The organism is Niastella caeni, assembly GCF_004834005.1.
In the GTDB taxonomy this organism is placed as follows: Bacteria; Bacteroidota; Bacteroidia; order Chitinophagales; family Chitinophagaceae; genus Niastella; species Niastella caeni.
This window is the reverse complement of sequence record NZ_STFF01000005.1, coordinates 478,565-493,348: the sequence shown is the minus strand read 5'-3', so window position 1 is coordinate 493,348 and position 14,784 is coordinate 478,565. Positions and strand designations below refer to the sequence as shown.

The 14,784-nt window shown below is 43.0% G+C and carries 13 protein-coding genes; 4 read left to right on the top strand and 9 right to left on the bottom strand.

The window, feature by feature from the left end; all coding sequences use genetic code 11:
- The first annotated feature begins 35 nt into the window (after positions 1–35).
- A complete protein-coding gene (gene purH / locus FAM09_RS19740; protein ID WP_136578858.1) occupies positions 36–1,559 on the top strand; it encodes a bifunctional phosphoribosylaminoimidazolecarboxamide formyltransferase/IMP cyclohydrolase in 1,524 nt (507 codons plus the stop codon).
- Positions 1,560–1,678: 119 nt separating this feature from the next.
- On the opposite strand, the gene FAM09_RS19735 is transcribed toward purH, so the two are convergent.
- The 7 genes from FAM09_RS19735 to mutY form a co-directional block, all read right to left on the bottom strand.
- Entirely contained in the window at positions 1,679–3,007 is a 1,329-nt protein-coding gene (locus tag FAM09_RS19735) for a DUF7033 domain-containing protein (protein ID WP_136578857.1), read from the bottom strand.
- Between the two features lie 138 nt (positions 3,008–3,145).
- Positions 3,146–4,528 (bottom strand): LutB/LldF family L-lactate oxidation iron-sulfur protein, encoded by a 1,383-nt coding sequence (locus tag FAM09_RS19730; RefSeq protein ID WP_136578856.1) that lies wholly within the window; start codon positions 4,526–4,528, stop codon positions 3,146–3,148.
- 58 nt (positions 4,529–4,586) lie between these two features.
- The gene (locus tag FAM09_RS19725) at positions 4,587–5,198 is read right to left on the bottom strand and encodes a DUF3109 family protein (protein ID WP_136578855.1); all 612 of its coding nucleotides are present in this window, start codon (positions 5,196–5,198) and stop codon (positions 4,587–4,589) included.
- A gap of 102 nt (positions 5,199–5,300) precedes the next feature.
- Positions 5,301–5,894 carry a gliding motility lipoprotein GldD gene (gldD, locus tag FAM09_RS19720; protein ID WP_136578854.1) on the bottom strand — a complete coding sequence of 198 codons (594 nt, stop codon included), beginning with the start codon at positions 5,892–5,894 and terminating at the stop codon, positions 5,301–5,303.
- Positions 5,895–5,990: 96 nt separating this feature from the next.
- Positions 5,991–7,343, bottom strand: a complete 1,353-nt coding sequence (gldE, locus tag FAM09_RS19715; RefSeq protein WP_136578853.1) for a gliding motility-associated protein GldE — start codon at positions 7,341–7,343, stop codon at positions 5,991–5,993.
- Between the two features lie 169 nt (positions 7,344–7,512).
- The gene (locus FAM09_RS19710) at positions 7,513–7,962 is read right to left on the bottom strand and encodes a single-stranded DNA-binding protein (RefSeq protein ID WP_136578852.1); all 450 of its coding nucleotides are present in this window, start codon (positions 7,960–7,962) and stop codon (positions 7,513–7,515) included.
- 218 nt (positions 7,963–8,180) lie between these two features.
- Positions 8,181–9,251, bottom strand: a complete 1,071-nt coding sequence (gene mutY / locus FAM09_RS19705; RefSeq protein ID WP_136578851.1) for an A/G-specific adenine glycosylase — start codon at positions 9,249–9,251, stop codon at positions 8,181–8,183.
- A gap of 342 nt (positions 9,252–9,593) precedes the next feature.
- On the opposite strand from mutY, the gene FAM09_RS19700 reads away from it, so the two are divergent.
- From FAM09_RS19700 to FAM09_RS19690, 3 genes are all read left to right on the top strand, one after another.
- Positions 9,594–9,914, top strand: a complete 321-nt coding sequence (locus FAM09_RS19700) for an HU family DNA-binding protein (RefSeq protein WP_081145882.1) — start codon at positions 9,594–9,596, stop codon at positions 9,912–9,914.
- A gap of 25 nt (positions 9,915–9,939) precedes the next feature.
- A complete protein-coding gene (locus tag FAM09_RS19695) occupies positions 9,940–10,785 on the top strand; it encodes a tetratricopeptide repeat protein (RefSeq protein WP_136578850.1) in 846 nt (281 codons plus the stop codon).
- Positions 10,786–11,134: 349 nt separating this feature from the next.
- The gene (locus FAM09_RS19690; RefSeq protein ID WP_136578849.1) at positions 11,135–12,688 is read left to right on the top strand and encodes an Rne/Rng family ribonuclease; all 1,554 of its coding nucleotides are present in this window, start codon (positions 11,135–11,137) and stop codon (positions 12,686–12,688) included.
- 819 nt (positions 12,689–13,507) lie between these two features.
- Here FAM09_RS19690 and FAM09_RS19685 read toward each other — a convergent pair.
- Both FAM09_RS19685 and FAM09_RS30750 read right to left on the bottom strand, forming a co-directional pair.
- A complete protein-coding gene (locus FAM09_RS19685) occupies positions 13,508–14,197 on the bottom strand; it encodes a zinc metallopeptidase (protein WP_136578848.1) in 690 nt (229 codons plus the stop codon).
- A 280-nt stretch (positions 14,198–14,477) separates the two neighbouring features.
- Positions 14,478–14,642 (bottom strand): hypothetical protein, encoded by a 165-nt coding sequence (locus FAM09_RS30750; RefSeq protein ID WP_153825464.1) that lies wholly within the window; start codon positions 14,640–14,642, stop codon positions 14,478–14,480.
- Positions 14,643–14,784 lie beyond the last annotated feature (142 nt).

Below are 14,784 nucleotides of genomic sequence, written 5' to 3'. Positions count from 1 at the left end.
ATATCCCTTTCACTACTTCCGAATAAATTACGCATATGACCAAAAAGATACAGTCTGCACTTATTTCTGTTTTTTATAAAGATGGCCTGGAACCCCTTGTAAAAGTATTGCACCAACAGGGTATAACCATTTATTCTACTGGTGGTACTCAATCATTTATAGAAAAACTGGGCATCCCGGTAGTACCGGTTGAACAGTTAACTACTTACCCCTCTATTTTAGGCGGCCGGGTAAAAACCCTGCATCCCTCGGTTTTTGGTGGTATCCTGGGTCGCAGGGAACTGGAATCTGATGTACAGGAGATGAAGCAGTACAACATTCCTGAAATTGACCTGGTTATAGTAGACCTGTATCCTTTTGAAGAAACAGTAGCCAGCACCTCTGAAGAAAAGCTGATCATTGAAAAAATTGATATCGGCGGCCCTTCCATGATCCGCGGTGCAGCCAAAAACTTCAGCAATGTGGTAGTATTAGCGGCTAAATCTGATTACCAGGTACTGGCCGATATGTTGAGCGCACAAAATGGCACCACCACGCTGGAACAACGCAAGGCATTTGCCTCTAAAGCATTTCAAATTGTAGCCCATTATGATGTGGCTATTGCAAAATATTTTAATCCCGATGGTGATCAGTATTTCCTGGAATCAGTTCCCAGCCCTAAAATTATGCGGTACGGTGAAAACCCGCATCAGACCGGCGTGTTTTATGGCGACCTGAACCAACTATTCGATCAGTTGAACGGTAAAGAGCTTTCTTATAATAACCTGGTAGACGTTGATGCTGCGGTACAATTGATCAATGACTTCTCTTCGGGTGAAACCGGAACTGTGTTCGCCATCATCAAGCACACGAATGTTTGCGGTATCGCCTCCAGAGATACGGTTAAAGAGGCCTGGGATGCGGCTCTGGCCGGTGACCCAGAAAGCGCTTTTGGCGGTGTATTGGTTTGTAATGCTACAATAGACAAGGCCACGGCAGATGCCATCAATGAAATATTCTTTGAAGTATTGATTGCGCCGTCATTTGCTGAAGATGCCCTGACTGTATTAAAATCAAAAAAGAACCGCATCCTGTTACAACAGAAAGCAACTGCCAGCCGTAACAATCAATATAAAAGCGTGCTTAATGGTGTACTGGCACAGGGAGAAGATAAAGGCAATTACCTGGAATGGAAAGAAGTAGGTGGCCGCGAATGTAGCGCTGGTGAAAAAAGCGACCTGGTTTTCGCCAACATCGTTTGCAAACACCTGAAATCAAATGCTATTGCACTGGTTAAAAACAAGCAACTGATTGGTAAAGGTTGCGGACAAACCAGCCGGGTTGATGCTTTGCGTCATGCATTGGAAAAAGCCCGTCAGTTTGAATTTGATCTGAATGGAGCGGTACTCGCCAGCGATGCCTTCTTTCCATTCAATGATTGTGTGCAATTGGGCCATACTGCCGGCATCACTGCCTTTGTTCAACCGGGCGGTTCCGTACGCGATAAAGATTCTATAGAATATTGCCAGCAACATCAGTTAGCCATGGTAATGACTGGCATGCGCCACTTTAAACACTAAAATATCAGTTCAAAATAAATTATGGCTCCCAGGTTTCGGTACACACCAGACGCCTGGGAGTTTTGTTACCGGTTTTTGATTTTGCTTGAAGCTTGTAGCGTGCGGCTTGTAGCCTGCTTCTACACTTCGTCATTATAAGCGTCCCAATACACGGTTTCCTTCATAAACAGTTCAAACATACTGCGCCAGCCTTCGTACAAAGGATCAGTACCTAATATGAAGTTGTGCCAGATGGGAATAAAAACACCTTTACAACCTTTTACCCGCTCATAATACTGGATCAGCTCGTTGTACGTTTGCTGCGGTGTTTGTTTTTGCTCAAACAACGAATTGGCGTCCATAAAGCAGAACGGATATAACATCAGCGACGTGGCAGCTTCCTTTTCCAGGTCGTACCAGTAAAAGGGAGAACAAACAGAAGCCCTGAACCCGTTTATGCTGCCATAGCCCATTGAAAAATCTTTTTCAATACCTGTTTGTATCAGTCGGCGGTAGGTAACAGGCAGGGAAAAACGAATGTAGTGCTGCCGGCTTTGGGCGATCTTTATATCACTTACTACTTCCAGCCATTCCAGCTCTTCCTTTAATAGCGCAGGATCATCGCCGCTTTGCCAGGATGGATGCCAGCCTAAATGCGCGGCATTGGCGTAATAGGCCACCAGGTCGCGGAACGCTTTCTTTTGATAGGAATTATTTTTATCGTAGCGGGACGTTCTTTTTGCGGCCAGAAAAAAGAAATGGGGTTTCAGCCGGCAATACAAATGCCAGGCATCCAGCCATTCAAAACAATCGAATGGATCTTTTCTTTTGCCTCGCAACACCAACCACCGGTCCTTAACCCTTGCCCATTCGCCTTTACTTATCGAATTAACAAAACCACCCAGCGTTCGCTTCCAACCTTTATGCAGGTACGACCAGGCGATATCGATATCGTACGTCAACACACATTTAAATTGTGCTTGTTTGAACACCAGATCAGGGAATTTAAATTGTAACGCTTTCCTGAATGATTGCAACCAGTAGTTAATTAAAGGTTGCGACAAGAAATGTTCGCGATAGGCCAGCGAGTTGGTATGCGCATAACGGCCATAGGCATCTTTTTCGTGCGGTAAATATTCTTCGTACCGGCTAATCAGGTAAAATGAAGCAGCCAGAATATCGAATGGAAAATCGCCCCTGGTTTCAAAAAATGCCTTATGAAAATTGATCTCAAAACATTCAATGGTTTGCGGGCGAACGCCGGTTTCAAATAGCAAGGGCGTGTTACGGATGAAGAATTCTTCATCAGAAAACTCCTGTACGGAATAGTTTAACCGGGGTAATGTTGATGCTTTGTAATATGCCTCATCGGTAGTGATCTGTATTGCCTCATCGAATAATTCTCTGCCAATAAATTCAACAATGTATTGTAGCCTAGGCGTGATGGTATGGGTATAAATAAGTAGCATCAATAAGGCTGCAAAATAAAAAAGTCAACCGTAAAAGTTGACTTTTTTTAGACTATCTTTCAGTGAATGGTGAGTAGTTCCTTGTATTCCTGTTTCTTAATTTTTTCTCTACCTACCCAGGCGCCCACTTCCTCCTTCTTACTTCGTACTTCCCGCTTTCTCCCGCCACATTTGGTTAAACGTTTTTCCGGCGAAATTCAGGTCGGCCCGGTTGGTAGTCCAGCCCTTAAACACTTTATTTACCATCCAGTTCTTTAATTTCTGATTGCCCATATTCATCATGCCGCGGTGCAGGCTGGCCTGTTTCCATACTTTCCAGGCTACTTTTTCGCCCCACGGTGCAGCACCTTGTTCTACCGCATCATGCCGGTTTTCGAGTAATATTTCATGCAGGTTGATCTTTACCGCGCATACCTCCGTGCAATTACCACATAAAGAAGAGGCATAGCTTAAATGCTTCCACTCGCCCATTTCTTTTAATTGGGGCGTAATAACCGCTCCAATAGGTCCGCTGTAAGTAGTTTCATACGCATGACCGCCAATGTTTTTATACACCGGGCAGGCATTTAAACAAGCGCCGCAACGGATGCAATACAGACTTTCGCGCGTTCTTTCATTGGCCAGGATGTTCGTTCGGCCATTATCGAGCAGTATTACATACATTTCATCTGGTCCATCGGGTTCTCCCTTCTGCCTGGGCCCTGAAATAATGGTGTTATAAGAAGTTATCTGCTGACCGGTTCCATAGGTTGCCAGCAATGGCCAGAAGAGGGCCAGGTCATTCATAGAGGGAATAACCTTTTCAATACCTGTAATAACGATATGCGTTTTGGGGAAAGCGTTGCTTAACCGTGCATTGCCTTCATTCTCACTCACCGCAACACCCCCTATATCGGCCAGTATAAAATTTGCGCCGGTTATGCCTATTTCAGCCTGTACATATTTTTCACGTAATACATCCCGCGCTACCAGGGTTAATTGTTCTGCCGATAAATTGGAAGCTACGTGCAATTTCTCAGCAAACAATCTGGCTATGTCTTCCCGGCTCTTATGCATGGCCGGGGTAACGATGTGATAAGGGGGCTCGCCATCCAATTGCTGAATATATTCACCCAGATCGGTTTCCACGCTTTCAATACCATGATCTTCCAGGTGATCGTTCAGGTGAATTTCTTCCGTCACCATGCTTTTACTCTTCACTACGGTTTTGCAGTTCTTCGCCTTGCAAATTTTCAGCACTTCTTCCACAGCCTGCTTGGCATCTTCTGCCCAAATCACTTTGCCGCCGCGTTTGGTTAAATTGGCTTCAAACTGTTCCAGGTGCTCATCGAGCTTTTCTATGGCCCGCCATTTTATATTTTTTGCTCTTTCCCGCGCCAGGTGAACATCCGTAAACTGCTTTTTACCCAGAGGTACAGAAGCATTGTACTTACTTATATTGAAATTTACTTTCCGCCGGTGTTCCAGGTCAGCAGCCTTAATGGTGCTTTTCGCTATGAAAGAGGACGAGTGCTCGCTCATATTTTTTATTCTGAGTTTCTAAGTTTTTTTTAACCCCTGCCAGGTTGCTTTTCAAATTTTACCGGTGAATGCCCGGCTTACTCTTTTCTGATGAATATTCTGTGGCCGCTTTTTCCAGGGCATTATAAAAATCTTCCCCATACTTTCTCACGATGGGTTCCTTTAAAAACTTATATACCGGCACTTTTAATTTTTTTCCAAATGAGCAGGCGGGACTGCACAAGGTTTCGCGAGGCTCATAGTTCATGCGATCGTAATCGCCCTTTTTGCCTTTCTTTTGAATAATGGGAAAGAAGTGGCAGCTTATGGGCTTTTTCCAACCAATAATGCCATCGTTATAAGCCTGTTCAAAGGCGCATTTGATAATGCCTTTCTCGTCGCGCGATCCGTATACACAGATCTCATTATCACCGCCCAGGGTGGGCGTTACCCAGCCAAATTCTCTATGATAGACATATTTACCTTTTCGCTCAATTTCGGCCAAAGCAGCCGGAGTAAGGTAGGGTTTTACTTTTTCAAACACGTCGATCATGATGTCAAGCTCTGCATCTTCGAGTGGCGCACCTGCATCTCCTTCCTCACAACATCCGCCCTTACATTTGTTAAGGTCGCACACAAATTGTGCTTCGGCTATTTCATCACTGATCAACACATTGTCTACTACTATCACGTAAAAATGTTTTTAGATCGTAAAATTAAACATAAAGCAGCAAAGTATGGGCCGGCAAAGTACTGCCTTTATTTTGACCATCTACTGAACCTTAATTCTCATTTATTTCCACCTGAACGTATTGATCAGGTGCTTCATATCGTCCTGTAAAAAGTTATTTACCACACCCAGTGAATCTTCATTGGGACTGGCATCGAAATACAATGCGCCGCGCAAAAAGTGCTTTACAGAATCGGTCACAAAAAACTGCTTGGCAGTAGCCGCATTGCCCCCCACAGAAAAAAACACCCCGCTTACCCCGGATGGAGTACGCATTGTTGAATCAACAATTTCTGTAGCCCGGGTAGAATGCTTGTAAGTCATATTGTAAGCGTCATTCACCAGTTTAGTCAGTTCGTTCTTACCGATCTCTTTATAACTGATATAAATTTTTCCGCTAAACCGGGGGAAGTCGATATTGATCCAGTAAGGGTTTTCAGGTTTATCCTCAAAGAAAGTAGAATCTTTTATGATGTTTGAATACACGGGATATTCAAAGGTGTATGGATATCCGGGCTGATCAAACAGCTTGTATTCATGTTTGGGAAAATCTATTTTAAAATATCCTGTCTGTTTGGGCGTGTACGGACTGTTGCAAGCTATTACCGAATTCAGCAACAAGAAAAAGGGAATGCTTTTTATCACAAATGTTTTCATTCAAATATGCTATTGATTTCAGGTTGGAGGTTGCAAGTTGCAAGGGAATTCGAGAACCCTGTCTCCTGTAACTTAAACCTTGTAACTTTCTGCCTCTCAACTCACCTGTTTATCCTGTTTTATATTGATGGTTACTTTTATTTTCCGAATGCGATTGCGGTCTACTTCCAGGGCAACAAAGTCAAAGTCGCCTATGCTGGCGGTATCATTTACTTTGGGTATTTCACCTACCAGTTCCAGCATTAGCCCGGCCATAGAGTCGCTGTCGCCCTTTACCTGGTCGAATGTGTCTTCCTGCAGGTTCATCAATTTGCAGGCATCGTGTATCATGGTACGGCCTTCGAAAATATAGGTTTTGTCATCTATCTTCTTGCTACCGGTTTCTTCTTCATCAAATTCATCTCTTATGTCGCCAATGATCTCTTCCAGAATATCTTCGAGGGTAACAATACCGCTGGTTCCGCCAAATTCATCTACCACCACGGCAAAGTGTATGTGCCGGCTTTGAAATTCTTTCAGCAGGTCTTCAATATGCTTTTGTTCATGCACAAAGAACGGTGGGCGAATAACAATATGCCAATCGAAATTGTCCGATTCATTCAAGTGCGGCAACAGGTCCTTTGTATGCACAATGCCAAGAATATCGTCGAGACTTTTGCGATACACCGGCAGGCGGGAATAGTGCAGTTCTTCTACTTTTCTTTTAAGCGATTGAAAGGATGCTTCGTATTCAATGCCGTTTACATCGAGCCGGGTGTGCATGATCTGCTTTACGGTAATATTGGGGAACTTATAAATGCCGGCCAGAATGCGTTGTTCTTCTTCTTCGTGTATGGTGTTTTTAATTGCCTGTTCCAACTGTTGGTGGGTATAGGCGCGGGATGCTTTGCCGCCGAACAATGATTCAACGGAATCGGACACTTTAAGCAACCATACCGATATGCGTTTGAACAAATAAAAGATCACTTCTACGAGGAAGGAGGCTTCATAAGCCGCACGAAGATTATTTTGTGAAGAGCGCACTTTGGGCAATATCTCGCCAAACAAAATGATGAGCGAGGAAATGATAACCAGTTTTATTCCATACCCTACCCACATCGACACATTACCGGGTTTTATGACCAGCACCTGGTCTATAAAAAAGTTGGTAAGTATGATCACGGCAATATTTACCAGGGTATTGGCGATCATTAAAGACGCCTGTAAAGCCCTGGGTTCTTCAAGCAGGGAGGCAATCCTTTTCCAGCCGGGGTCCTGCTTGGTCTTGAGCATGTTAATATCCCGGTACGTGAGTGAAAAAAAAGCCATTTCGGCACCGGAAATAAAAAACGATAACAGCAACAACACCAGCACAGCGGCAGCCAGCAAAGTGGTAGCCTGAACGTTGGTCACCATCAACAGCAACTTGTACACATACTCTGATCCAAAAATCAACAAAGGCTTATCCAAAGCATGGGGTTTTCATGAATAAAATTAATCGTCAACTCGAATTATTCCCTGTCGTTAAGTCATTAATCAACAAAGTTAATCAGAAAGGGACCGACTAAAAGCAATTTTATTAACCTTTAATCGGTCCCTGCTGATGTTTATTTTCGAATTGCAAAAATAATAGTATGGGTTAGAATGGCAAATCCTGGGATGGGGAATCACTTATAGGTGGTATATCGGCACTATTAAAACCTTCTACATTTTCACCATGTGAGGTTGCAGAGCCATGCGGGCCATGTGCTGCATCGGCCCTTTTATCCAGCATAATCAGGTTGTCTCCTACTACTTCGGTCGCAAATTTTTTATTGCCTTCCTTATCTTCCCAGCTACGGGTACGAAGCCGCCCTTCAATGTATACCAGGCTGCCTTTGTGTAAATACTTCTGCGCCAGCTCTGCCAAACCTCTCCAAAGTACCACGGTATGCCATTCTGTTTGAGAAATGAGCTTGCCCGATCTGTCTTTAAATGTTTCGGTGGTTGCCAAAGGAAATTTTGCTACGGCAATATGTCCCTCAAGGTGCTGTGTATCCGGGTCCTTTCCTAAATTACCAATTAGCATTACCCTGTTTACTCCTCTCATAGATGGTAAATTTGATGTTAATAATCGTCTGCGCCTTTTTATTCCTTTTTAAAGTTAAATTTTTTAAATAGAATAAATGAGAATTTTTTAGGCTCATTATGACCCGGATACCCATCTGTAGTGACTTTCACAAATCAGTAGGTTTTTACCATGCGAAGCCAGAGCTTACTTCTGGGTTACCAGTACATATATGAACGATTATCAGATCTCCAACTGCTTTAAAACAATTGGGCGGGCGGAGCAGGTTCTCCCAAAAAAGTAGTTATAAACCGGGGAAAGGCATATTCCGAAAGTTGTTTCTTATCTATCAGTAAAAAATGGTTCAGGGCAGGCAATGCTTCCTGCACTTTTAGTTTTACAAACCTGCCATGAATAGTTTGATGCGTCAATTGTTGCCGGTACATACGGCTGATACTTTCTATCTGGCATGCTTGTCCATTGACAAGCTTTTTCAGGAAGGGCAGTTTTACAGTAAGATCTTCAACCGCAGCAGGCGATTCAAATAATACAAACTCGAATAAATTTTCCCATATATCCTTACCCGTTCTTTGACGAATGTACCATTTGCCTTTGCATTCTATGATAAAGTAATAGAACCAACGCTCTTTGCGTACAATGGCTTTTTGTTTTACCGGTAGCTGCGTTACTGCGTTCTGCTTAAACGCTTCACATTCTTTTTTCTGAACACAATCACTGCACAGGGGATTTTGTGGTTTGCAGATCACAGCCCCAAAATCCATAATGGCCTGGTTATAGATGCCAGGTTCATCATGGTGTAACAATGACTGGGCAAGGGTTTGAAATAACTTTTTACCAGCAGTGGTATCTATAGGCGTGGTTATACCAAAGTAACGGGCAATGATCCGTTGTACATTACCATCGAGTACTGCATGGGGTGCATTAAACGCAAATGATGATATAGCCGAAGCCGTATAAGGTCCTATGCCAGGCAATGCTTCTATTTGGTCGTACGTATTGGGGAACTTTCCTTTATACTCACTTGCAATTGTACGGGCTGTTGCAATCAAATTTTTACAACGACTATAATAACCGAGCCCTTCCCACATCTTAAAAACTTTTTCTTCGTTTGCCCTGGCCAGGTGTAGTATAGTTGGAAATGCAGCTATGAATTTTTCATAATAGCTCCAGCCTTGTTCAACTCTTGTTTGTTGCAGTATGATCTCACTCAACCATATTTTGTATGGATCTTTCTCTCCTTTCCATGGCATAGCTCGTGTGTTACTGCTCTTATTCCACTGTAATAACTTACGCGTAAAATCAGGTTTCATGTAAAAATTACTCGTTTTTATACTTTTTCCGCCGACCAACAGGTCGCTTTTTTGCCCTTGAATGGCTGTATGGAGGCTGGTTTTATCAAAACTGAAAAAAAATGCTAATACTTGTTTTGCACCATTTTGTCTATACAACACAATGAAAATGAACTACTTTTAGAAAAAAACAGGCACAAAAATTGTTTAAAATTCATTTTCAATTGTTTACACTTTTCTTGCAAATGTGAAAATTTACCGTTAATTTCATTAAAGAATTGATTTAGTGTAGATTGCCTTTGACATTCCTATGAAAATTTTTAAAAAGTAAAAAATTTGTAAACCCGTAAAAATTCATGCGACATGAGAAAGGCAGACCTCGTTAACCAAATATCGGAAAAAACAGGTATACCGAAGGTTGATGTGCTGGTTACGCTGGAGACCATGTTCAAGGAAGTGAAAGACACCTTGTCCCAGGGCGAGAACATCTACATTCGTGGTTTCGGCAGCTTCATAACAAAGAAAAGAGCTGCTAAAATTGGCCGTAATATCAAAAAGAATATTGCGGTACATATACCCGAACATTTCATTCCTGCATTTAAGCCAGCCAAAGAATTCGTTGCAGAAGTTAAAAAACTGCAATCTGTAAAAGAAGATCAGCCAAACCCGGATGATGAGATGTAAATTTGTTGCTTAAATGATTTGATTCTTGAAAAAGCAACAATTGATCCTCGTGAGCAGTGGAGTTGTTCTCCTTTGTTTTATTTATTTTTTTGGCAAAACCATTCCCCCTAAAAAAAGCCCTGGTGCTGTTGCAGCAGCAACCGGTCCGAAAGAAATAAGTTTTAATACCATCCTGGAAGCATCCAAGCAGCAACTGAGTCCTGCCCAGCAGGCACAGATTGCCCAACTGGAAACGGCCGTTGTACGTGGTGACGTAAAGGAACAGCAGGTAAAGGTGTACAAACAACTGGCCGGGTTCTGGAAAGATTCGGCGCATTTACTGCTTCCGTACGCTTATTATTCTGCCCAGGCCGCTAAATTGGAAAATTCTCAAAAAAGTCTCACCTTTGCTGCCCAATTCTTTTTAGAGGGCATACGACGCCAGGAAGATCCCGGGTTGCAGCGATGGATGGCAGGTGAAGCTAAAGAATTGTTTGAGAAGGCGTTACAGATCGCTCCGGGTAACGATTCATTGAAAGTTGGCCTTGGAAGCTGTTACATTCTGGGAGGCATCGGTGAAAACCCTATGGAGGGTATCAAGCTGATCAGGGAAGTAGCAGAGCGGGATCCGGAAAATATGTACGCCCAGTTCATGCTTGCCTTAGGCGGTATGATTTCGGGTCAGTTTGATAAAGCCATTGATCGCTTGTTGAAAGTAGTGCACCACCAGCCGCAAAACATAGAAGCTATTTTAATGCTGGCTGACGCTTACGAACAGCACAAAGACAAGGCAAATGCAGTGAAGTGGTACCAGGAGAGCAAGAAACATGTTAACAACGCCGATCTGATCAAAGAAATTGACGAACGCATTAAGTTACTTGGTAATAATTAATTAAACCTTTCCGGTAAAAGACATTTTTAAACATTATTATTTCATCTTAAACTCATTGGTGTTATATGCCTTGTGGTAGAAAAAGAAAGCGTCATAAAATTGCAACGCACAAGCGTAAAAAAAGACTTAGAAAAAACCGGCATAAGAAGAAGAACCGCTAGTTTTATCTTCTAGAAAAAGGTCGCGCCATACGGCGAGGCCTTTTCCTTCTTTCGCTGAATCTAGTTATGTTGTCATTTATTACAGGCTACCTGCATTGATATGATTCTGATACCTGACAACTAATTCCTCTTCAGCACCTTTCCTTGTAGTGATGAGATTGGTTTAGACGGTATAAAGACAGTTACGCTTGAATAAGGAACTAATTATAAATGCAGCGCCTCAGGGTGTGGAAATAGCCCTATTGGAGGATAAAAAGCTCGTGGAATTGCATCATGAAAAAGCTGATGCAAGTTTCGCGGTGGGCGATCTATATCTTGGCAAAGTTAAAAAACTCATCCCCGGTCTCAATGCTGCATTCGTTGATGTAGGTTTTGAGAAGGATGCTTTTTTACATTATACAGACCTCAGCCCATATGCCCGCTCTTTACTGAAGTTTACCCAACAGGCTATTGTTGATAATAGTTCGCAGGGATTTAACTTCGCCACCTTCCAGGTTGAACCGGAAATTATTAAGACCGGTAAGATCAACGAAGTATTGAGCGGCAAGCCGAACATTCTCGTTCAGATATTGAAAGAACCAATCGCAGCCAAAGGCCCGCGCCTTAGTTGCGAAATTTCTTTGCCCGGCCGTTTTGTTGTCATTACTCCATTTAATGATATAGTAGCCGTTTCCCGCAAGATCCATTCTGCGGAAGAAAGAAAACGGTTGCAGAAAATAGTAGAAGCTATTAAACCCAAGAACTTCGGGGTAATAGTTCGTACTGCTGCAGAAGGAAAGAATACCGCCGAATTACATGAAGACCTGGCTGCCCTGGTAGAAACCTGGGAAATCATCCAGGGTAATCTGAAAGGAGCGGTAGCTCCCGCCAAGATATTGAGTGAGCAAACCAAAACCACCAGTATGTTGCGCGATCTGCTGAACGAAGACTTTAACCGGGTGGTGGTGAACGACCGCAATATCTACAACGATACCCGTAACTACATTCAGCGTATTGCCCCCGAAAAAGCAGAAATCGTTTCTTACTATAATAATGGCCTGCCCATATTCGACCAATATGGCATCACCAAACAGGTAAAAGCCGCGTTTGGTAAAACCGTTAACCTCCCCAGCGGCGCCTACCTTATAATTGAACATACTGAAGCCCTGCACGTAATAGATGTAAACAGCGGTTACAAAAGCGTTGGCAATAACCAGGAGCAGAATGCCCTGGAAACCAACCTCGAAGCTGCTGCTGAGATCTCGCGTCAGTTACGGTTGCGCGACCTGGGTGGCATTATCGTGGTTGACTTTATTGATATGAAGCTGCCCGACAATAAGCGGAAGCTGTTGGAGGCCATGGAAGAATGCATGCGACCCGACCGGGCAAAGCATGCCGTGCTGCCCATCTCCAAGTTCGGATTGATGCAAATCACCCGGCAACGGATGAAACCTGAGGTAAATATCAATACCCAGGAGGTTTGTCCCAGTTGCGCCGGAACCGGTAAAATCTCTTCTACCCTGCTGCTGGAGGATGAAATTGAAAAGAACCTCAGTTATCTAATCACCCACCAGCATAAGGACCTTACCCTGGTTGTACATCCCATTATGCATGCCTACCTTACCAAAGGTTCCATGTTTAAATCAAAGCAATGGAAATGGAGATGGAAATACGGCCAGAAGGTTAAGATCAGGGAGAATACCAATTATCACCTCACCGAGTTTCACTTCTTCGACAAGCACGATGATGAAATAAAGCTTTGATGGTGAATCAGCTTTTTAAGCTGCAAGCCCCAAAAGCTAGCTACAATACAAGCTGCAAGTCCGCCGGATTACCGGTCGGACAAGCGCCGTTTGCCGTCATTACCATCAGTTCTTCACGGGTTTATTAAAACCGGCACTTTAAGAATATAGTCGCCTCAATTGTAGCCATAAGCCCGGCATCTATCAGCCTTCCTGCCAACGCCCCTTTACAAGCAGAAAGGGAGTTCCATATATTAAAAAAGTATATTAATGTACATCTGCTCAGGTACCCGTATAAAAAACAGGATCGGGTAAGAAATTACCCGATCGAAATATAAAACCAGAAAGGCGTAGGGAAAAAAGTGAATCAGACAATCCAAAATTATATGTAAGAGAGATACGACCAAGTTATATTTGGTAAGTGTGCAGATTTGGCAATAGACGTGCATTTCTGGTCGATAAGTGTGCAACGAAAATCTCCAAATTACCTTGATGCGGACAAATGGCACTCGATTTTTGGTCTCCCAACTCACCTATCATTCTCCCATAACCGATTAATGTTCTTATAGTAATGGCAAAATTTTAACAATTCCCCCGCCCCCCAAGGGCAGGGAATCCATTTTCCGATTGCCTCGTTGTCAATTGGCTACCTTCGGGCTCCAATGCTGCTTCGTTCGCCCGGCCATAGGCTTTGGCAAAGGCACTTTTCGCCGGTTGCAGGATATGTCGCCCGACGCGTCTCTCCCTGGCAAAAGCCGTTTAAACTTGCGCCTCCGATATAGATACAGCGGCTTGTGAGCAGCGGCCTAAGCCCTGCTCATTGCAAATTGCCTATTGACTTTACTCCCTGTTCCTTCCACCCAGGAATATCAATACATATTGTATCAGCGTAGCGATGGAGGCAAAGGCAGCTACCACATACGTGAGGGCAGCCCATTTTAGCGCGTCTTTTGCCTGGGGATACTCCCGCGAATTGGTAATATTGGTGCGGTTTAACCAGGCCAGGGCCCGCTTACTGGCATCGAGCTCAACCGGCAGCGTAATAACTGAGAATAAAGTAGTTAGACCGAAAAGAATAATTCCGATCAGTAATAAAGCCGGGAAGGCGTTTACCATAATAACCCCAAACAGCAGTATCCATTGCACAATGCCAGAGCTGAACATTACTACCGGCACCAGCTTGCTGCGCAGCGTTAACCATTGATATGCAGTAGCATGTTGTACAGCGTGCCCGCATTCGTGGGCGGCTACGGCCGCTGCAGCTACAGAAATACCATTATAAACGTCTTCGCTCAGGTTAACTGTTTTTTTGGTAGGGTCATAGTGGTCGCTTAGGAAGCCATTCGTAGATACGACTTTAACATCATATATACCATTATCGCGTAACATTTTCATTGCCACTTCGCTACCCGTTAAACCGGCCGAAATTGGGATCCGGCTGTACTTCGCAAATTTGCCTTTCAGCACACCGGACACCAGCAGACTAATTACCAAAAACACGATTGAAATCAACAAAATTGATGGTGTCATTTTTTACTCCTTATTTATATTTAATAACAATAATCCATCAAATCAGTTACCATCATTTTTGAGTATTTTTTACGCCATTTTTTGTCAGAAATCGAGGGCCTTTTTGTCATTCTGTTAGCGTATAATCGCAGTGGGCTGACATTTTATCACAGGGGTTTCGGCAATACTCTTAAAATTCCTTTAAAATTTGATAATCAATGCCTTATGGCATTATTTTGCTAAATCGGCTAATCGTTTTATACGTTTTTAATTTTATTCACAACCCCAAAAAATAATTTTGTTATGTGGCGCTTATTTGTAATTTAGTGCAAGAATTTAATGGGTTAGTAAGTAAAGGGTCAACAGCAATGTTGGCCTTTTTACTTTTTAAAAAAAGCTGCCATTTTTCACCCCTTTTTTGCCATTTTTTTCCGCCGGTTTTTTGTTCAAAAAAAGTGCTTATCACATCATCGATGTTTTATAACGATCATGCATCATCAACGCTATTTTTAAACCTTCGCCATCTTTTTAACATACATCAATGCATCAAACTGCTTAAAAATTTATCAACAGCGTTTTCAATCATTGTTTTAAGTGCACTACTTTAA

What these genes read in the sequence shown, in the direction of transcription:
- FAM09_RS19710 (WP_136578852.1), bottom strand. Translation starts at nt 7,962, where the DNA reads ATGAGAGGAGTAAACAGGGTAATGCTAATTGGTAATTTAGGAAAGGAC.
- FAM09_RS19685 (WP_136578848.1), bottom strand. Translation starts at nt 14,197, where the DNA reads ATGACACCATCAATTTTGTTGATTTCAATCGTGTTTTTGGTAATTAGT.
- FAM09_RS19730 (WP_136578856.1), bottom strand. Translation starts at nt 4,528, where the DNA reads ATGAGCGAGCACTCGTCCTCTTTCATAGCGAAAAGCACCATTAAGGCT.
- FAM09_RS19700 (WP_081145882.1), top strand. Translation starts at nt 9,594, where the DNA reads ATGAGAAAGGCAGACCTCGTTAACCAAATATCGGAAAAAACAGGTATA.
- mutY (WP_136578851.1), bottom strand. Translation starts at nt 9,251, where the DNA reads ATGAAACCTGATTTTACGCGTAAGTTATTACAGTGGAATAAGAGCAGT.
- FAM09_RS19735 (WP_136578857.1), bottom strand. Translation starts at nt 3,007, where the DNA reads ATGCTACTTATTTATACCCATACCATCACGCCTAGGCTACAATACATT.
- purH (WP_136578858.1), top strand. Translation starts at nt 36, where the DNA reads ATGACCAAAAAGATACAGTCTGCACTTATTTCTGTTTTTTATAAAGAT.
- gldD (WP_136578854.1), bottom strand. Translation starts at nt 5,894, where the DNA reads ATGAAAACATTTGTGATAAAAAGCATTCCCTTTTTCTTGTTGCTGAAT.